A 19,083-nucleotide genomic window follows, 5' to 3' on the forward strand; every position below is an offset into this window, starting at 1 on the left:
CGGGATTAAGGTGGTATAGCAGGATTGATGAGCGTTCGGGGTTTCGAACAATAATACTTATTAATTAACCACTTATGGTTAGTGATAGCCTGTAAAATTACAAGAATACTGGAGTTTTTATGAAGATCTTATTAGTTGGCAATCATACGTGTGGTAATCGTGGTGATGGCGCTATTTTACGTGGGCTCATTGATTCGCTTAACCTCGCAAGGAACGATCTGGAAATTGATGTCATCAGCCGCTATCCAACCAGCTCAGGCTATCTGCTGCAGCAGGAGATTATGCCGGATGAGCTCTTTCTGGAGACCAAAAAGGGCAAGAATTCGCTGACCGACAAGGTTAAGCGCCGACTGATGCCAAAAATTATGATGGCGCATATCAGCGGTAAAGGGATCTATAAATCTTTCGCAGTGCCTGAGTACCTGCAAAAGTTTACCAACAAGCTAAAACAGTATGACGCCATTATTCAGGTTGGAGGTTCATTCTTCGTTGATCTCTATGGCCCGTTGCAGTTTGAGCACGCGCTCTGTGCACTGCTGGCGAAAAAGCCTATCTATATGGTGGGCCACAGCGTTGGGCCATTCCAGAAAGAGAGATTCAACGAAATTGCTAACTTTGTCTTCGCCCGCGTCAACAGCCTGGTGCTGCGTGAAAGCGTCAGTCTGGAAATGATGAAGCAGGGCAACATCACCACCCAAAAAGTGGTCAAGGGTGCGGATACCGCCTTCCTTGTGCGCGCCCGTGCCGTGGAAGAGCCAAGCCATAACCTGCTGCACTGGCAGCAACTGATCGCCTCAACAAAAACCATCGCCATTACCGTGCGGGAACTGGCCCCTTTCGACAAGCGTCTTGGGGTTACGCAGCAGGAGTATGAGATGGCGTTTGGTAAGGTGATCAACGCAATGATCGACAGAGGTTATCAGGTCGTGGCATTGTCTACCTGTACCGGGATCGACAGCTATAACAAAGATGACCGTATGGTGGCGATGACGCTGCGCGACCATGTGGTTCAGAAAGATAAGTATCATGTCATCATGGATGAGTTTAATGACCTTGAACTGGGTATCCTTTTAGGACAAAGCCATTTAACAATCGGCACTCGTCTGCACTCTGCAATCATCTCCATGAACTTCGGTACCCCCGCCGTGGCGATTAACTATGAACACAAATCGCTTGGCGTGATGAACCAACTCGGCCTGCCAGAGATGGCAACCGACGTGAAAAGCCTGATGGATGGCAGCATCATCACTAAAGTTAATGGCATTCTCGACAATTATGATGTGGTCAAACAGCAGGTTGATAGCGCGGTAGCGCAGGAAAGGATTCTGGGGAACAGCATCACCGAAGATGTCGTCAAGATTTTAGGGTGAACCGATGAAACTAACTTTCTTCACAATGCGATTTCCGGTCTCGTCAGAAACTTTCGTGCTGAATCAGGTCACCCATTTTATCGACAGTGGGTATGACGTTGAGATCATCTCGGTGTTTCCTGGCGATCTGGTGAATCGTCATGGTGCGTTCGATCGCTATAATCTGGCAGAGAAAACGCACTACCTGCTGCCGGAAGAGAAGGTGACCAATGCGGAAAAGCTGAAGCAGCGTTTGCAGATTGTGCTGCCTAAGATCCTGAGCATGACCACCCTCAAATCCTTTAACGTTGGGCGCTACGGCGCCCAGTCCAGCAAGCTGTTGCTGCCGGCCATTGTTGCTTATGCAAAGCAGACCTTCACCGCTGACGTTTTTCTGGTGCATTTCGGCTATGCCGGCGCGCTGGCGAACAAACTGCGTGAGCTGAATGTCCTGAAGGGCAAGCAGGCGACCGTGTTCCACGGTGCGGATATCTCCCGTCGTCATATCCTGGACGAGCACAAACAGGATTATGCGAATCTTTTCCGTCAGACGGAACTGCTGCTGCCCATCAGTCATTTGTGGGAGCGCAAACTGATTGCCATGGGCTGTCCGCCAGAGAAGATTCACGTGACCCGCATGGGCATTGAGCCGGAAAAATTCAATCTCAAAGTCCGGGATGCGCTCCATTCTCCGCTGCGTATTGTTTCTGTGGCTCGCCTGACCGAGAAAAAAGGTCTGGGCGTGGCGGTAGAAGCGTGCAAATTCCTGAAGGCGCAGGGTGCCAACTTCGAATACACCATTATTGGCAATGGTGATATGGAAGAGGAGCTGAGCAACACTATCCGCACGGCGAATCTGCAAGATTGCGTCAAAATGGTGGGCTTTAAGCCGCAGGAAGAGATTAAACGCTACCTGGATGAGGCGGATATTTTCCTGCTGCCTTCTCTTACCGCTGCGGATGGCGATATGGAAGGCATCCCGGTGGCGCTGATGGAGGCGATGGCAGTGGGTCTGCCGGTGGTCTCAACCGATCACAGCGGTATCCCGGAGCTGATTGAGAATAATGTCTCTGGCTGGCTGGCACCGGAAGGGGACGCCAAAGCCTTAAGCGAGATCTTACAGAAGCTGGCGAAAGGTGATGTGGATGTCGCCCCGGTCGTCGCGGCGGCGAGAAAGAAAGTTGAAACGGAATTCAACCAGCATATTGCCTACCGTGAGCTGGCACAACTGTTGGAGCAACTGGCGTGAGTAGCTTAAAAAATCAGGCCGTATGGCTGTTCGGTGGCACCTGTTTTGCTGCGGTGCTGCAGGTTGTGCAGCTGGGCGTGCTGGCACGCAAGCTTGAAGCGCATGAGCTGGGGATCCTCGCCATCATCAATGCCATCCTGGCGGTGGCAATGGTGCTGCAGGATATGGGGATGAGCAGCTACATCGTGCATCGCCAGAACATTACCCGCAAAGAGCAAAGTACCATTTACTGGGTGAACGTGCTGCTCAGCCTGCTGACCGGGCTGCTGCTGATCGCCATCGCCTGGCCAATTGCTTATTTTTATCATCTTCCGCAACTCACCGGGCTGATCATGCTGACCAGCCTTAATTTCCTGGTGCTGGGGTCGCTGTCGCAATATCAGGCCCATTTTATTAAAGCCAAAAAAATGGTGCTGCTGGCAAAAATAGAGATGGTGACCAAGTTTCTGGCTTTTGCCTTAACGGTCGCGCTGCTCTATTTATCGCCTCTTAATGTTTCAGCCGTTATTTTAGGTTTATTTGCCAATGCCGCGATGCGTATTTTATGCATGATTTGGTTTGGCGATAAATCCTGGCGGCCGACCTTTGAGTTTGATAAAACGACTTTCTTCAGCTCAATGAAATATGGTGTTTATCAGCTCGGTTCGCAGACGATTAATCAGCTAAGAACGCAGGCAGATTCCCTGATTGTAGGGAAAGTGATGGGCGCGGAGATGCTGGGTATCTACTCGCTGGCGAAAGAGCTGGTGTTGCAGCCGCTTAAGCTGGTTACGCCGGTTATCAACCGTCTGGCATTGCCGCGTTTTGCCGAGAAGCAGCATGAACCTGCGCAGCTGCAGAAGCTGTTCCTGAAAGGGACGTTAGCGATCATGCTGTTCAGCAGCCTGATGTACCTGGCCATTGGTATTCTCTCGCCGGTGATTGTGCGCGTACTTTACGGCGCGTCACATGAAGCGGTAGGGCATCTTATCCCACTGATGCTGCTGTTCGGCATGTTACGCCCGATGGGCGGACTGACGGGCGCTATCTCTCAGGCCAACGGCCGTACTAACGTGGAGTTCTACTGGAATGTGGTGGCGAGTATCATTGTGGTACTGGTGCTGGCAACAACCTGGATCTACCCCAACGTCTGGTATGTGGCGCTTACGCTGTCGATCTCGCAGGTGCTGATCTCAGCCTTTGCGCATCCGTTCTTCATTAAGCCCGTCATTGGCATTCCGTTCCTGCCTTATGCACGACAATGGGTATCGGTATCCGTGGTGTTTGTGGGCATTATGGGACTGGTGAGTTATTACAACCTGTTTGTGATGCCGGAATGGTTTGCTGGCTGGCTTTAATCTGAATTGGCATATTAAGAAAAAAGGTGACCGTACCCGCGGTTGCCTTTTTTATTTTAAAGCTCAGAGGGTTTAGCGGGAATTGTTCTAAAAAAGGCTGGCAGGATGAGGACCAGCCGCTGCTAAATTTTCAGATTAAGATTATACTTGTGAATCATCTCTTTAATGCATAATCGTTGTACGTTTTTTACTTCATTTATATGGAAAAAATATGACCAAGCTTAAAGCAGTTATCCCCGTTGCGGGTCTGGGTATGCATATGCTCCCTGCTACAAAAGCCATTCCTAAAGAGATGCTGCCCGTTGTCGACAAGCCAATGATTCAGTACATCATTGATGAGTGTGTGGCAGCCGGCATCAAGGAAATTGTTCTGGTCACCCACGCGTCCAAGAATGCGGTTGAAAACCATTTTGACACCTCCTATGAACTGGAAGCCTTGCTGGAAGCGCGCGTTAAGCGTTCGCTGCTGAGCGAAGTTCAGTCTATCTGCCCGCCAGGCGTGACAATCATGAATGTGCGTCAGCCTCAGCCGCTGGGCCTGGCTAACTCTATTCTTTGCGCACGCCCCATGCTGCATGACGAAGCGTTTGTGGTGCTGCTGCCAGACGTCCTGCTGGATGATTCTACTGCCGATCCGCTGCGTTATAACCTTGCGGCGATGGTTGCCCGCTTTGAAGAGACGCAGCGCAGCCAGGTTCTGGTTCACCACATGCCAGAAGCTGACCTTTCTGAGTACTCCGTCGTGAAAACTCAGGAGACGATGGATAACCCGGGTCAGATCAGCCAGATTCTGGACTTCGTCGAAAAACCGGAAAATCCACAGACGCTGGATTCCGACCTGGCTGCCGTTGGCCGCTATGTTCTCTCTGCGGATATCTGGGCCGAGCTGGAAAATCTTGAGCCAGGTGCCTGGGGTCGTTACCAGTTGACTGATGCCATTGCGAACCTTGCCAAAAAACAGCCTGTTGATGCGCATCAATTGTCTGGCACCAGCTTCGACTGCGGTCGTAAACTCGGCTACATGAAAGCCTTCGTCTCCTGGGGCCTGAGAAACAATGCGCAGGGACGTGAGTTCCGCGAAGAAATTCAAAAGATCCTCGCTAAATAACCCACACGGCCACGCACTGCGTGGTTGCAAGGAGTCAACATGGCTATTTTAGTAACGGGCGGAGCGGGCTACATCGGCTCCCACACGGTGCTGACGCTGTTACAGCGTGGCGACGACGTTGTTGTACTGGATAACCTGAGCAATGCTTCACGTGAATCCCTTAACCGCGTAGAAAAGCTGGCGGGTAAAACGGCGACTTTTTGCGAAGGGGACATTCTGGATCGCGCCTGCCTGCGCGACCTGTTTGCTCAGCACGCTATCACAGCGGTTATCCACTTTGCTGGTCTGAAAGCGGTAGGCGAATCTACCCGTATGCCGCTGGAGTATTACCAGAACAACGTCACCGGGACGCTGGTGCTGCTGGAGGAGATGCGTGCTGCTGGCGTCAATCAATTTATCTTCAGTTCATCGGCCACCGTTTATGGCGCGGATGCACCGGTTCCCTATGTGGAGACTACCCCTATCGGCGGGACGACCAGCCCTTACGGCACGTCAAAGCTGATGGTTGAATTTATCCTGCGTGACTATGCCAAAGCGAACCCGGAATTCAAAACCATCGCGCTGCGCTATTTCAATCCGGTAGGCGCGCATGAGTCTGGACAGATTGGTGAAGATCCAAACGGTATCCCTAATAATCTGCTGCCTTACATCGCTCAGGTTGCCATTGGACGCCTGGAAAAGTTAGGCATCTTTGGCGGTGACTATCCAACTAAGGACGGCACAGGCGAGCGTGACTACATCCACGTAATGGATCTGGCTGAAGGCCATCTTAAAGCGCTGGACCATATCTCTGCGGTTGAAGGTTATAAAGCCTATAACCTGGGTGCCGGAGTAGGGTACTCGGTGCTGGAGATGGTGAAAGCATTTGAGAAAGCTGCCGGAAAAGAGATCCCTTATGAGATCTCTCCACGCCGTGCCGGCGACCTGCCTGCGTTCTGGGCGGATGCTTCCCTGGCGGACAAAGAGCTGGACTGGCGCGTATCACGCGGCATCGATGAGATGATGCGTGACACCTGGAACTGGCAGAGCAAAAATCCTAACGGCTATCGCGAAAAATAATCCTTTTTGAGCTGCTTCTTGTAATTAGCCGGTACTACTTATCAAACAATAAGTTGCACCGGCTGTAATCTACTGCATTTACCTTCACAATAAGCCTATACTGCGTAAAGTGTTATAAATTTCACTCCCCCAACGTCCTCACAATTCGCATACACTCATCACTCTTTTATTCTGAAAAATTCATCATAAGTTGACTCTTTTAGCACTTTAAGACAAATTGCCTTGCTATTTTCATTTCGAATGTAAAATGAACAGTTAAAAGTATATTGATGGTTTAGTGGCCAGATAGGGCTTAAAACTTGCCAAATTACGCTTGTGTGTGAGACTGGATAGTAAGAAAATTATTGGTGAATGTTACGGGCTACATACCTCGGGAAGGGGATCAGTCGAGTATGAGTCTGTCAACCCGCTTAGGGTGTAAGCTTGGTACGCTGGTAGCCGTAAGCCAGGGGCGGTAGCATGCATTTTTTGAATTAAATTCAGTCACAGTGACATTCTGTAATAAGGATGAGGCAGTCAAGATGTAAGTCTATGAGAGTCAAATTTTCTCAAATGTACTCATACATTATGCACGTGTAGCTCTCTGCCAGAATGAATTTATCAAGAAATCCTTAAGCTTCTGCATGCTAAATTAAAAAATTAATAGGTTATAGAAATGATAATAACCTACTGAGAATAAGGTAAGTGAACTAACTATGGATATGTTATCTCTGATTGGGCGTACAAATGAACTATTCGATACCGATATTACCCGATATACAGATCAGTTAAGTTCAATCGTAGAGCGTTCGCGGTTCCTTGTTCTCGGCGGCGCAGGTTCGATCGGGCAGGCCGTGACAAAAGAAATATTTAAGCGAAATCCTCAAAAATTGCATGTTGTTGATATTAGTGAAAACAATATGGTAGAACTGGTTAGGGATATTCGTAGTTCATTCGGTTATATCTCAGGTGATTTTCAGACCTTTGCTTTAGATATTGGGAGTATAGAATACGATGCTTTCATTAACGCAGATGGCGAATATGATTATGTGCTTAATCTCTCAGCCTTAAAACATGTAAGAAGCGAAAAAGATCCGTTTACGCTGATGCGTATGATCGATGTCAATATATTTAATACCGATAAGACTATTGAACAGAGCATTGCCAAGGGTGTCAAAAAATATTTCTGTGTTTCCACCGATAAAGCTGCAAATCCTGTCAATATGATGGGGGCTTCCAAACGTATCATGGAAATGTTTTTAATGCGCAGAAGTTCTTCAATTAACATTTCAACTGCCAGATTTGCAAATGTAGCATTTTCTGATGGTTCACTGCTTCATGGATTTAATCAGCGTATTGCCAAAAAACAGCCTATCGTGGCTCCTAATGACATAAAACGTTACTTTGTAATACCTAAAGAGTCAGGTGAGCTCTGTTTAATGTCTTGTCTATTAGGTGAAAATCGGGACATCTTTTTTCCAAAATTAAGTGAATCCCTGCACCTTATAACTTTTGCTGAAATAGCTGAAAAGTTCTTACGTCAGCAAGGATATGAACCTTATCTCTGTACCAGCGAAGAAGAAGCCAGAAATCTGGTTAAAACTCTTCCAGCGGAAAAGAAATGGCCATGCTTATTTACTGGTAGTGATACTACAGGCGAAAAAGATTTTGAAGAATTTTTCACTCCCAATGAAACTCTGGATATGAATCGATTTGATAACCTGGGTGTGATTAAAAATGATTTATCATATGATAAGTCGCTTGTTGAGCTTTTCGAAAATCGTATTAAAGAGTTAAAAGCTAAAAAACAATGGTCTAAAGACGAAATCGTTGAACTTTTCTTTAAAATGTTACCTGACTTTGCGCATAAAGAAACAGGTAAGTATCTTGACAGCAAAATGTGAGTGTAAGATGAATAAGCGACTTGTTGAATTTGTACGTGAAATGTATGCAACTAATGATTTTATCCCACTCCATGCACCTACATTTAATGGGCAGGAAAAGAATTACGTTCAGGAAACAATTGAAAGTACTTTTGTTTCAAGTGTTGGGAAATTCGTTGATCGCTTCGAAGAAGATATTAAAAACTTTACCGGTGCAAAACGTGCTATAGCCACGGTTAATGGTACAGCTGCTCTTCATACGGCACTTTATATGGCTGGCGTTCAGGCTGATGACATAGTCATTACCCAGGCATTAACATTCGTTGCCACTTGTAACGCTCTTTACCATATAGGAGCAGAACCCGTATTTGTTGACGTAGCTAAAAAAAGCCTTGGTCTTTGTCCTGAAGCACTTTCGGCCTGGTTGGAACAAAATGCTGTAATTGATGATGAAGGACTTTGTAAAGATCGGCTCAACGGAAAAGTTATTCGTGCCGTAGTACCAATGCATACTTTTGGTCATCCAGTAGAATTAGATGAAATTAAAGCTATCTGCATTAAATGGCATATTACATTGATAGAAGATGCTGCCGAAAGCCTGGGTTCTTTCTATAAAGGTAAGCATACTGGAACAACAGGCCGTTTCGCAGCATTAAGCTTCAATGGTAATAAGATAATTACCACTGGCGGCGGCGGGATTGTTCTTTGCGATAATGAAGAGGATGGCCGTCATACTAAGCATGTCACTACGACTGCTAAAGTCCCTCATCCCTATGAATTTTTCCATGACGAGCCAGGTTTTAATTTTCGCATGCCGAATCTTAATGCGGCATTGGGTTGTGCTCAGATGGAAAGCCTGCCTGAATTTTTAAGCCAGAAAAGAGCTATTGCGTTGAGATATAAAGCCTTTTTTAAAGGTAGTGATTTCCTTTTTGTTGAAGAACCAGAGTATGCTCACTCTAATTATTGGTTAAATGCTATCATTTGTCCGGATGTAGAATCCCGGGATGCACTGCTTAAAGAATCCAACGCACAGGGTGTGATGACGCGACCTATCTGGAAACTTATGCATCGATTGCCAATGTTCCAGCATGCACGCCGGGATGATCTGACCAATTCAGAATGGATTGAATCGCATTTGATCAATCTCCCAAGCTCACCTGTAAAACTGGGCGGTTGATAATGAAAAAAATAGCAGTGTTTACTGGCACTCGGGCTGAATATGGTCTGCTTCAACCTCTTATGGCTGCTATTCGCGATGATGACCAACTAATATTGAAATTGATCGTATCCGGTATGCATTTGTCACCAGAATTTGGCCTTACCTGGCAGCAAGTTACTGCTGATGGCTTTCAGATAGATGAGAAAATTGAAATCCTTCTTTCCTCCGACACAGCTGTTGGTGTAGCGAAAAGTATGGGAGTTGGAGTTCTTGGATTCGCCGATGCTCTTTCAAGAATTGACGCAGAATGTATCGTTATTTTAGGCGACCGATTTGAAGCTTTGGCCATGGCACAAACCGCGATGATTATGCGAGTTCCGGTTGTTCATCTCCATGGTGGTGAGATTACGGAAGGCGCATATGATGATTCCATCCGCCATGCGATTACTAAGCTGAGCCACCTTCATTTTGCCTCTACATGTGAGCATCGCAGACGTATTATTCAACTTGGTGAACAACCCGCTAATGTCTTCAATGTGGGTGCAATAGGGCTAGATCATATTCGCAATGCTGAATTTATGAGTCGTGAGGAGTTGGCAGCGTCTATTGACTTCAAATTAGATTCACCATTCTTTGTTGTAACTTATCATCCCGTGACTTTAGCTGATGAGGATGCGGTTTCTACTTTTAATGCTCTTACCAGTGCTCTTGAATTTTATCAAGATCATAAAGTTATCGTAACCTGGCCAAATGCCGATGATGGCGGAAGGAAAATCATTCCATTGATAGAGAAGTGGGCTGCTGAGAACCCTTCCAGAATCAAGGGAATACCTTCATTAGGTTACAAACGCTATTTGAGTGCAGTAAAGTATAGTGAGGCAGTTATAGGGAATTCTTCAAGTGGTATTATTGAAGTGCCCTCTTTGAAGGTTGCAACAGTAAATATAGGAAGCCGGCAAAAAGGTCGTATGTCCGCAAATTCTGTTATTAATTGTTTGCCTACTACAGAAGACATTTCCCGGGCGATAGAGAAGGCATTGGTCATAACTAAAAGTTTGAAAATAGAACCTGTAATCAATCCTTATGGTGATGGAAATACTACAGAAAAAATAATCCATCAGCTTAAGCTCTTTGAACCGGGTAAAACTAAATGTTTCTTTGATATCGCCGGAACTAAGAGAGTTGAGAATGAGTAAAACTTATATTATTGCTGAAGCTGGCGTTAATCATAACGGAAATGAAGAGCTGGCCTTCCAATTGATTGATGCAGCGGTTAAGGCTGGTGCTGACGTAGTGAAGTTCCAAACATTTAAAGCTAAAAATTTAGTCACTGCGAAAGCACAGCAAGCAAATTATCAGATTCAAAATACAAAAAAAGTTGAATCGCAATTAGAAATGCTAACCAGATTAGAACTAAGCTATGAAACACACCATAAATTAATATCTTATTGTAATGAAAAAGGTATTGAATTTCTTTCAACGGCTTTTGATCATGAAAGCCTGGCTTTTTTAGTGAAAGATCTGGGGCTGAAAAGGCTAAAAGTTCCCTCCGGTGAGTTAACAAATGCGCCTTTGGTTCTGGCACATGCGCGTACAGGGGCCGACCTGATCGTGTCGACAGGTATGGCGAACCTCGCAGAAATTGAAGCAGCACTGGGTGTTATCGCTTTTGGTTATACAACGCAAAATGATGCTGCTCCTTCAGTTGAAGCGTTTGAATCTGCTTATTTTTCTGAGGCTGGTAAAAAAGCCTTACAAGAGAAGGTCATTTTACTTCATTGTACTACAGAGTACCCGGCACCTTTCAACGAAGTAAATCTAAAGGTAATGGATACGTTATCGGCGGCTTTTGAACTGCCGGTAGGCTACTCAGATCATACTAAAGGTATAGCAGTATCAGTTGCAGCTGTTGCGAGGGGGGCTGTGTTAGTTGAAAAACACTTCACTCTCGACAAAGAAATGGAAGGACCTGATCATAAAGCTTCACTGGATCCCGTTGAGTTAACGGCTATGGTTACCGCTATCAGAGAAGTAGAAAGTGCCATCGGTAGTGGGCGTAAAGGACCTTCTGCTTCAGAGATTGGCAACAAAATTGTTGCGCGCAAAAGTCTGGTTGCATCGGCTGACATAAAAAAGGGTGAAACCTTCTCGAGCTCTAATCTTGAGGTAAAACGACCCGGAGCAGGAATGTCGCCATCTCTGTATTGGTCACTGCTTGGCAAAAGTGCCACTAAAGATTATGAGTCAGGAGATCAAATCTTTGAATAAAAAAATAATCGTAATCGGTGGTGGTGGACATGCTTCGGTACTGGTTGATATTCTTCACCGACTTGAGTTACCAGTTTTTTCTTTTATTAGTCCTTCCCCTCCAGCGAATAAGATTATTTTTAACGGGATTTTACACTGGTTGTCTGACGACATACTCACTTCCCTGCCTCCTGATGAGTATATTCTTGTTAATGGTATCGGTTCGATGCCAGGTTCTGTTCTCAGAGAGAAAGTTGCCAATGCGGGTAGAAAATTAGGTTATGAATTCATGAATATAATTTCGCCCGATGCTTACGTATCCAGTTTCGCAACTTTATCTGAAGGAGTGCAAATAATGGGTAGGGCAATAGTACAACCTGGATGTGTAATTGGACAGGATGTAATTGTCAATTCTGGAGCAATTATTGAACATGATTGCACTGTAGGAGACTACTCGCATATTTCACCTGGAGCGGTCGTATGTGGTAACGCCCATATAGGAGAAAGAGTCCATGTGGGCGCTAATGCAAGCGTTATTCAGGGAGTCAGTGTGGCTCGAGGTTCAGTAATCGGGGCTGGGGCTATAGTAACCAAAAATTTAGACTCAGCTGCTATTGTTTATCCAGCCAGGCCATTTAATCGGAGTATTTGAGATGTTGAAAAACTGGGAAAATGTGTTAGTCAGCCCTTCGCAGACGATACATGAGGCATTAAAAATAATCGATAAAGAAGCTTCTCGTATTGTATTGGTTGTAGCGAAGGACAGGAAGCTTTTAGGGACGATAACCGATGGAGATGTCCGCCGTGGGCTTTTAAATAATAGTTCAATGGAAGAGTCAGTTGAATCTATTATGAATAATAACCCGGTAACTCTGGAAAATGGCCTTAGTATTGATAGTATGAAAGATGTGATGGTAAAGAAAGGAATTCTTTCACTTCCGATTGTCGAAAATGGAATTGTTGTAGGTATTACCTCAATTAATGAATCAACTGAAAAACTTTCAATTGAGAATCCCGTATTTATAATGGCAGGAGGGTTTGGGACGCGCCTTCGTCCCTTAACTAATGAATGTCCAAAGCCGCTCTTAAAAGTAGGTGATAAACCCATCCTGGAAATCACTCTACAGAATTTTATATCATATGGTTTTAAGAATTTTTATATTTCAACCCATTTCATGCCTGAGAAAATAATGTCTTATTTTGGTAATGGCGAAAAGTGGGGCGTAACTATTACTTACGTGCATGAAGAGGTCCCTTTAGGAACGGGCGGCGCTTTAGGATTATTACCTGCGGAAATTAATAAACTGCCATTAATCATGATTAATGGCGATGTATTAACTAATATTAATTATACGAAACTGCTAAACTTCCATAATCAAGATAATGCAGAAGCAACCATGTGTGTCAGGGAATATGAATATCAGATCCCGTATGGCGTTGTTACAGGGAATGGTAATAAAGTGACAGGAATGGTTGAGAAACCGGTTCAGCATTTTTATGTGAATGCTGGCATTTATGTCATCAATCATAGCGTGATTGACAGCGTTCACAAGAATATGAAAATTGATATGCCAACGCTGTTAGAAAATGTTATGGCTAAAGATGGCAATGTATTAATGTTTCCAATACATGAGTACTGGCTTGATATTGGTCGCATGGACGACTTTGAAAAAGCTCAACGTGATATTTATAATATAGGATTTAATATATGATTGGTGGCAAACGTATTCTGGCGATAGTGCCTGCAAGAAAAGGGAGTAAAAGACTCAAAAACAAAAATATTCTCCCTTTAGCAAATAAGCCACTTATCGCATGGACGTTGGATGCCGCTAATCAATCGAAATATATTGATAATGTATTTGTTAGCACAGATTCTCAGTTAATTGCAGACATAGCAATAACCTACAAAACAATGTGTCCTTTTTTAAGGCCAGACAAACTTTCTGACGATACAGCAACTACCAATGATGTCATTACTCATGTGATACAGTATTTAGAAAGCAATAATGATTTTTATGATTATATTATTTTGCTGCAACCAACATCACCGTTAAGAACAACAGATGATATTGATGCATCAATAGATAAAATCTACAAAAAGGATAAAGATACTCTTGTATCACTGAGTCGTTGTGAGCACTCTCCATTGTTAATCAATGTGTTACCGGAGGATGAAAGTCTGAAGGGGTTTTTAAAAGAAGAAAATAATATTCGCTCCCAAGATCTGCCAACTTATTACCGTATTAATGGTTCAATATACATTTTTAAGCGAAGTTATGTAGGGAAAATTTCTGATATTTATAATGATAAGGGAATTGCTTTTATCTCTGCAGCTGGTAGCGATGTTGACATCGATAATTTGCAAGATTTTGAATATGCAGAATATTTAATTAATAAAAAACTATCCTGATGAAAGCAATATACAAAAACTCCTTAATATTTATAGTATGTGAAATTTTTTCCAAAGCAATGCCTTTTTTGATGCTCCCTTATCTTTCAAGGGTATTAAGTATTAATGATTTTGGCCAGCTAGGACTGTTCACATCCCTTCAGGCACTGACTATTATCTTAGTGAATTTTAGTTTTGAAGGAGCTATAGCCAGGTATTTTTATCGATATGGGTATAATAATCTTACAACTCTGATATTTCATTCGTTTTCTTTTGTGATTTTTTTAGGGCTAATCGTTTTTTCATTATCTATACTCTTATTTCCAGATAATAGATTATTACATTACGCCATAGTCGTATCGGTTTTTCAGTCTGTTTTTAATATTTTAACCACATCAAAACAGTGTCAAAAGAAAGTTTATCAATATGCTTTATATCAAATTTCTTTTTCATTGTTATCAGTGTTGCTAACAGTTATTTTATTCAACTTCATTTCTTTTGATACGTTTAGTCGAATTAATGCAATTCTTCTAAGTCTCATCGTATGTGCATTGGTATTTATATTATTTGAGGCGAAGCGTACAAAAAAGTTGCTCTCATTTATAACGATGAAGCGTAACCTGTTGTACATGTTATCTTTCGGGCTGCCATTAATTATTCATCAATCCAGTCTGTATTTCAAAGGGCAATTCGACCGACTGCTAATATCACATACTTTTTCCATAAACGATTTAGCTACCTATACGGCAGCTTTTCAACTAGCAAGTGTTGTCAATGTTGGAATTATGGCTTTGAATAAAGCACTTGTGCCATACTATTTCGAAGCCTGCAAAAATGAAAGAATTAATGTCTCAGTATTGCGTAAATATGCGGTATTGGCGATACCTTTCTCTATTGTTCCAGGTTTGCTTGCTTTGTTAATGCCTGATGCTTTGTACAGTTTTGTCTTGGGATCTAAATATTCTAATCTTTCCTCTTTAGTGGCACTTTTTACTATAGGTTTCGGCCTTCAGGCTCCCTATCTGATCATTGTAAATTTCTTGTTTTACCATAATAGAAACAGACATGTTGCCACCGCAACCTTTACGTCCAGTTTGATTCACTTAATGTGCCTGTTTTTCTTCAAACAATATGGTATTGGATATTTACCGTATTCACTGATAATTTCCAATTCAATATGTATCATTATGCTTTACTATTGGGGTATTAATAAAAATGGAAAAACCTGACAAGGTATGCGTTGTTGATAGTGCCTATACCCTTTTTTTATATTTGGTTATATTCAATGAAAGTATTAATACCACCATGTTCATTACTGCCGATGGCATACCAAGAAAAATTCTCTCATTACTTCCTCATCACATCGAATTTCCTACTTTCAGAGGAAGCAAGTTTCCTTTACTAAGGCGACTCATTTACTGTTTTTATTTCTTGCTGTTCAAAAAAAGTAAGTATAAGGGGCTGGATAAAAACGGGGTTTATGGCCAGGACCATCTTTTTTTCTCATTTGTTTTTATGAGAAAAGGTTTTATCCTTCTTGAAGATGGATTAGGTAACTATATTCATACTGCTAAACGTAAAGCTTCATTTATTAGAAAACTATTACTGCGCGGCGATGAATGGGGTTATAGCAGAAATGTACAGTCAATCTATTTAACTAATCTTGCGCCTGTTCCAGAAGGAATTATAAAAAAAGTCATTACCGTAAATATCCAGGAAGCTTGGAGTAACATCGATAAAAAAAATAAAATAAAAATCTTGGATGTATTTAATTTAGATGAATCAATTGCTTTTGAGCAAGTAGATGTAATGGTAATGACTCAACCTTTTTCAGAAGATAACGTTATTTCTGAGAGGGAAAAAATTGAAATCTACGAGCAGATCATCAGCAATTATGATGGGGTAGTAGTCATTAAACCCCATCCGCGTGAGAAAACAAACTATAAAGATCACTTTTCAGTTCCGGTGCTGGATGGAACTATACCTGTTCAGTTGATGCTGATGTTCAATCGGCCCGGAAAAATTGTCACTTGTTTCTCCTCGATCTCCACGAATGATTTTAATATCCCAGTTGATATCTATGGAACTGGAATATGTAAAAAATTAGAAACAAAATATGGAATTTTTGAGAGCAATATAAATGCCTTTTAAAAGATTAATTTCATCTGTTATAATTGTCTTATATGCCTATATTTATGTTATTGGGCAAGCAACAGCGAATAAATCATTAATAGCAGCATCAATCTTATTTGCAGCCATTTCGGTTATAATTACACCTCCCAAAGGTCGCTATAAATATCTTTTAATAGGAAGTGTATTAATATTTTCATTGTTAACTATTTTACTTAATCACACCTACCCGACGGAAAGGTTGGTTTTTAATATATTATATTTTGCTGTTAATATTCTTCTGTGTTTTTCAATTTCTTCCAGAAGAGAAATGATCCCATTTATACTTAGATGGTGTATTGTGGGCTTGATGGGGTTAATTATAGTTTGTTTTTTCATATCCCTGTCAAAATCAATGCACATCTATGCTTATATGGATATTATTTTAAAAGGCTTTAGCTACAATTATATTTCTGGGCTGCTTTTATTATCTTCAACTTTATATTTCGCGTATCACCAAAAGTTAAATTTGCCTGTAAAATATGGTAAAACTATAATTGTTTTAATTGTATTGTTCTGCTTTATGTTGTATGGGCGCTCAGGGATTATTTTCTCTTTGCTTCTTGCCCTCGGTTACTTCAAGAACTATCTTGCCCCTAAACATGGGCATAGAGTTTTTATCATTATAGTTTGTGGTGTTCTTATTTCAGCCTTCATTGGGTATCATCTTTCAGTGCTTTATGACGTGGTCGAAAACTCAAAGTTTAAAGAAGGTCTTCAGTCGCCTCGTATAGTTATGCTTAATGAGTATTTTTCTTCACTTAATTTTAAAACTTTAATGATGGGTGTTGATATTACTAAGCTACCAACTATAGCAAGTTATAATATAAATCCTCATAATTCTTATCTTAACTTCCATGCGATGTTTGGCATACTGGCATTAGTAATAATTACATTTATTTTATTATCAATGTTTAATATTCTATTTATTGATTTTGGTGCGTTTATATTCTTAGCGGTATATATCGGAAGAGGATTTCTCGATACCATTATTTTGCCTGGAGTATTTGATTTCATCTTCTTTGCTATCTTATTTACTCGATTATCTCTATATCATGTTCCGGTTTCAGTGAAGGACAACTAAATGTTAGATTACCTTATTGTCGGCTCAGGCTTGTTTGGTTCAGTATTTGCCCATGAAGCAAAAAAACGTGGTTATAAAGTAAAGGTTATTGAAAAAAGAAATCATGTTGGCGGTAACGTATACTGTGAGAATGTAGAAGGTATTAACGTTCATAAATACGGAGCGCATATTTTCCATACTAACGATAAGTATATTTGGGATTATGTAAACAGTTTTGTGGAATTTAACCGTTTTACTAACTCGCCAATGGCCTTATCAAAAGATAAGCTTTATAACCTTCCTTTCAATATGAATACTTTTAATCAGCTTTGGGGCGTTAAAACACCTGCTGAAGCTCGTCTTAAAATTGCTGAGCAGAAATCTGAAATTGATGAGGACGCGATTTCAAATCTCGAAGAGCAAGCTATTTTCTTGGTTGGAAAAGATATTTATCAAACTTTGATCAAAGAATATACCGAAAAGCAGTGGGGAAGAGATTGCAAAGATTTGCCACCATTCATCATTAAGCGTCTGCCTGTGCGTTTTACCTATGATAACAACTATTTCAATGATCGTTATCAGGGGATCCCTGTTGGCGGTTATAATGTTCTTGTGGATGCGTTGCTTGATGGGGTTGATGTAGAAACGCAGGTTGATTTCTTTGTTAATCGTGATGAATGGGTCAAGAGCGCCAGGAAAGTAGTCTATACGGGGCCAATTGATAAATATTTTGATTACCAGTTCGGAAAGTTAGATTATCGTTCTCTGAAATTCGAAAATGAGATAATTGATGCTGATAATTATCAGGGCAGTGCAGTCGTCAATTACATTGATAAAAGTTATCCCTTTACTCGTATTATCGAGCATAAGCACTTTGAATTTGGTACGCAGGATAAAACCGTCATTACCAAAGAGTTCCCTAAGGAATTTGAAGAGGGGGATGAGTACTATTATCCGGTAAATGATAAGAAAAACACTAGTACCTACGTACAATATAAAGCGCTAGCCGCTGAAACCGAAAACGTCATTTTCGGCGGGCGCCTGGCTGAATACAAGTATTATGATATGCATCAAATTATTGCCTCCGCGTTGAAATGTGTAGAAAAGGAATTTAAATGAAACCGGTCTTTGCTCTGGTCGTTACCTTTAAGCGAAAACAACTGCTGGAAGAGGTTCTGACTGCTTTGTTGCAGCAGAGTACTCCACTGCACAAAATCATTGTTGTTGATAATAATAGTAATGACGGTACGTCATCTCTTGTTGAGCAGCTTAGTCAGCTTCACGCCGGAAAATTTGAGTACCATAATACTGGTGCCAATTTGGGTGGGGCTGGCGGTTTTGCCTACGGATTCGAACTGCTTAAAGAACGAGAGTATGGCTATTTGTGGTTAATGGATGACGATCTCAAGCCTGAACCAGATTGTCTGGAGCGTTTGTTGGCCTGCCCGGAAGGTGATATCGTTCAGCCTTTGCGCTTGAACAAAGATGGTTCACTGGCCGAATTGTCACCAATTCAATTTGATCTGGATGACTTCTTTGCTCTTTCACCAAAAAAAGAGAACGTTTCCCAGTTTATTGCGCGGAACAATCTTACCACTGGCACGATAAACATTGCCGGTGTTCCTTTTGAAGGCCCTCTGATTAAAAAGCACGTTGTAGATCGTGTGGGTATTCCAGATAAAAGATTTTTCATTTTTTATGATGATATGGATTACTCCCTTCGTTCTACTAAAGCGGGTTTCAAGATTGTCTGCGATCTTTCTGCTAAAGCCATTCGCTTGCTAAATAATAATCAAAAAAATGACCTTTCTTCATGGAAGGGCTATTTCATGCTACGTAATTTATTCAGGCTCTATTTTATCCATGGCAAGAAGCCTCTTACTAAAGCTAAGCCTTTTATCCTTGCTGGCGGTTACTGTCTGTTATCACTGGCGCGTTTAAGGTTTAAAGAGGCTAAGATTTGTCTGTCTTCATTAAAGGATTCGGTTACTTTTAATACAAATAAAAAGTATATACCCTAATAAAATTAAGACTTTATAAAGAAAAAACTTATCACACTAATTGCTATTCACTCGCCCTCTTTGTGAGT

17 protein-coding genes are annotated in these 19,083 nt (G+C 42.0%); all 17 read left to right on the forward strand.

What is annotated here, in order from left to right; all coding sequences use genetic code 11:
* Positions 1-119: 119 nt before the first annotated feature.
* The 17 genes from wcaK to Q3V30_RS07455 all read left to right on the forward strand — a co-directional run bounded on the left by wcaK (position 120) and on the right by Q3V30_RS07455 (position 19,015).
* Entirely contained in the window at positions 120-1,370 is a 1,251-nt protein-coding gene (wcaK, locus tag Q3V30_RS07375; RefSeq protein ID WP_306211848.1) for a colanic acid biosynthesis pyruvyl transferase WcaK, read from the forward strand.
* Between the two features lie 4 nt (positions 1,371-1,374).
* Positions 1,375-2,598 (forward strand): glycosyltransferase, encoded by a 1,224-nt coding sequence (locus Q3V30_RS07380; protein WP_306211850.1) that lies wholly within the window; start codon positions 1,375-1,377, stop codon positions 2,596-2,598.
* Positions 2,595-3,935: a lipopolysaccharide biosynthesis protein gene (locus Q3V30_RS07385; RefSeq protein ID WP_306211852.1), complete on the forward strand. Its 1,341-nt coding sequence runs from the start codon at positions 2,595-2,597 to the stop codon at positions 3,933-3,935. The genes Q3V30_RS07380 and Q3V30_RS07385 overlap by 4 nt, the downstream gene beginning before the upstream one ends.
* 211 nt (positions 3,936-4,146) lie before the next feature.
* Positions 4,147-5,043: a UTP--glucose-1-phosphate uridylyltransferase GalF gene (galF, locus tag Q3V30_RS07390; RefSeq protein ID WP_306211854.1), complete on the forward strand. Its 897-nt coding sequence runs from the start codon at positions 4,147-4,149 to the stop codon at positions 5,041-5,043.
* 39 nt (positions 5,044-5,082) lie between these two features.
* Entirely contained in the window at positions 5,083-6,102 is a 1,020-nt protein-coding gene (gene galE, locus Q3V30_RS07395) for a UDP-glucose 4-epimerase GalE (protein WP_306211856.1), read from the forward strand.
* Between the two features lie 695 nt (positions 6,103-6,797).
* Positions 6,798-7,985, forward strand: a complete 1,188-nt coding sequence (locus Q3V30_RS07400; RefSeq protein WP_306211857.1) for a UDP-N-acetylglucosamine 4,6-dehydratase — start codon at positions 6,798-6,800, stop codon at positions 7,983-7,985.
* A 7-nt stretch (positions 7,986-7,992) separates the two neighbouring features.
* Complete coding sequence (locus Q3V30_RS07405) at positions 7,993-9,144, forward strand: LegC family aminotransferase (protein WP_306211859.1); 1,152 nt, start codon at positions 7,993-7,995, stop codon at positions 9,142-9,144.
* A 2-nt stretch (positions 9,145-9,146) separates the two neighbouring features.
* Positions 9,147-10,322: a UDP-N-acetylglucosamine 2-epimerase gene (neuC, locus tag Q3V30_RS07410; protein WP_306211861.1), complete on the forward strand. Its 1,176-nt coding sequence runs from the start codon at positions 9,147-9,149 to the stop codon at positions 10,320-10,322.
* Positions 10,315-11,394 carry an N-acetylneuraminate synthase gene (gene neuB / locus Q3V30_RS07415; RefSeq protein ID WP_306211864.1) on the forward strand — a complete coding sequence of 360 codons (1,080 nt, stop codon included), beginning with the start codon at positions 10,315-10,317 and terminating at the stop codon, positions 11,392-11,394. The genes neuC and neuB overlap by 8 nt, the downstream gene beginning before the upstream one ends.
* The gene (locus Q3V30_RS07420) at positions 11,387-12,025 is read left to right on the forward strand and encodes an acetyltransferase (RefSeq protein ID WP_306211866.1); all 639 of its coding nucleotides are present in this window, start codon (positions 11,387-11,389) and stop codon (positions 12,023-12,025) included. The genes neuB and Q3V30_RS07420 overlap by 8 nt, the downstream gene beginning before the upstream one ends.
* A 1-nt stretch (position 12,026) precedes the next feature.
* Positions 12,027-13,085: a nucleotidyltransferase family protein gene (locus Q3V30_RS07425; RefSeq protein WP_306211868.1), complete on the forward strand. Its 1,059-nt coding sequence runs from the start codon at positions 12,027-12,029 to the stop codon at positions 13,083-13,085.
* Positions 13,082-13,783, forward strand: a complete 702-nt coding sequence (locus Q3V30_RS07430; RefSeq protein WP_306211870.1) for an acylneuraminate cytidylyltransferase family protein — start codon at positions 13,082-13,084, stop codon at positions 13,781-13,783. The genes Q3V30_RS07425 and Q3V30_RS07430 overlap by 4 nt, the downstream gene beginning before the upstream one ends.
* On the forward strand, positions 13,783-14,991 hold the full coding sequence (locus Q3V30_RS07435) for an oligosaccharide flippase family protein (RefSeq protein WP_306211872.1): 1,209 nt from the start codon (positions 13,783-13,785) through the stop codon (positions 14,989-14,991). Before Q3V30_RS07430 ends, Q3V30_RS07435 begins: the two co-directional genes overlap by 1 nt.
* Positions 14,978-15,913, forward strand: coding sequence for a glycosyltransferase family 52 (locus Q3V30_RS07440; protein ID WP_306211874.1), 936 nt, complete (start codon positions 14,978-14,980; stop codon positions 15,911-15,913). Before Q3V30_RS07435 ends, Q3V30_RS07440 begins: the two co-directional genes overlap by 14 nt.
* On the forward strand, positions 15,903-17,015 hold the full coding sequence (locus Q3V30_RS07445; RefSeq protein ID WP_306211877.1) for a hypothetical protein: 1,113 nt from the start codon (positions 15,903-15,905) through the stop codon (positions 17,013-17,015). The genes Q3V30_RS07440 and Q3V30_RS07445 overlap by 11 nt, the downstream gene beginning before the upstream one ends.
* Complete coding sequence (gene glf / locus Q3V30_RS07450; protein ID WP_306211879.1) at positions 17,016-18,113, forward strand: UDP-galactopyranose mutase; 1,098 nt, start codon at positions 17,016-17,018, stop codon at positions 18,111-18,113. It begins immediately after the preceding gene.
* Complete coding sequence (locus Q3V30_RS07455; protein ID WP_306211881.1) at positions 18,110-19,015, forward strand: glycosyltransferase; 906 nt, start codon at positions 18,110-18,112, stop codon at positions 19,013-19,015. The genes glf and Q3V30_RS07455 overlap by 4 nt, the downstream gene beginning before the upstream one ends.
* Positions 19,016-19,083 lie beyond the last annotated feature (68 nt).

This window comes from Erwinia pyri (assembly GCF_030758455.1).
Taxonomy (GTDB): domain Bacteria; phylum Pseudomonadota; class Gammaproteobacteria; order Enterobacterales; family Enterobacteriaceae; genus Erwinia; species Erwinia pyri.

Excerpts from the sequence above, each read along its gene's own strand:
- wcaK (WP_306211848.1), top strand. The coding sequence starts at position 120 with ATGAAGATCTTATTAGTTGGCAATCATACGTGTGGTAATCGTGGTGAT.
- Q3V30_RS07380 (WP_306211850.1), top strand. The coding sequence starts at position 1,375 with ATGAAACTAACTTTCTTCACAATGCGATTTCCGGTCTCGTCAGAAACT.
- galF (WP_306211854.1), top strand. The coding sequence starts at position 4,147 with ATGACCAAGCTTAAAGCAGTTATCCCCGTTGCGGGTCTGGGTATGCAT.
- galE (WP_306211856.1), top strand. The coding sequence starts at position 5,083 with ATGGCTATTTTAGTAACGGGCGGAGCGGGCTACATCGGCTCCCACACG.
- Q3V30_RS07400 (WP_306211857.1), top strand. The coding sequence starts at position 6,798 with ATGGATATGTTATCTCTGATTGGGCGTACAAATGAACTATTCGATACC.
- Q3V30_RS07405 (WP_306211859.1), top strand. The coding sequence starts at position 7,993 with ATGAATAAGCGACTTGTTGAATTTGTACGTGAAATGTATGCAACTAAT.
- neuC (WP_306211861.1), top strand. The coding sequence starts at position 9,147 with ATGAAAAAAATAGCAGTGTTTACTGGCACTCGGGCTGAATATGGTCTG.
- neuB (WP_306211864.1), top strand. The coding sequence starts at position 10,315 with ATGAGTAAAACTTATATTATTGCTGAAGCTGGCGTTAATCATAACGGA.
- Q3V30_RS07425 (WP_306211868.1), top strand. The coding sequence starts at position 12,027 with ATGTTGAAAAACTGGGAAAATGTGTTAGTCAGCCCTTCGCAGACGATA.
- Q3V30_RS07430 (WP_306211870.1), top strand. The coding sequence starts at position 13,082 with ATGATTGGTGGCAAACGTATTCTGGCGATAGTGCCTGCAAGAAAAGGG.
- Q3V30_RS07435 (WP_306211872.1), top strand. The coding sequence starts at position 13,783 with ATGAAAGCAATATACAAAAACTCCTTAATATTTATAGTATGTGAAATT.
- Q3V30_RS07440 (WP_306211874.1), top strand. The coding sequence starts at position 14,978 with ATGGAAAAACCTGACAAGGTATGCGTTGTTGATAGTGCCTATACCCTT.
- Q3V30_RS07445 (WP_306211877.1), top strand. The coding sequence starts at position 15,903 with ATGCCTTTTAAAAGATTAATTTCATCTGTTATAATTGTCTTATATGCC.
- glf (WP_306211879.1), top strand. The coding sequence starts at position 17,016 with ATGTTAGATTACCTTATTGTCGGCTCAGGCTTGTTTGGTTCAGTATTT.
- Q3V30_RS07455 (WP_306211881.1), top strand. The coding sequence starts at position 18,110 with ATGAAACCGGTCTTTGCTCTGGTCGTTACCTTTAAGCGAAAACAACTG.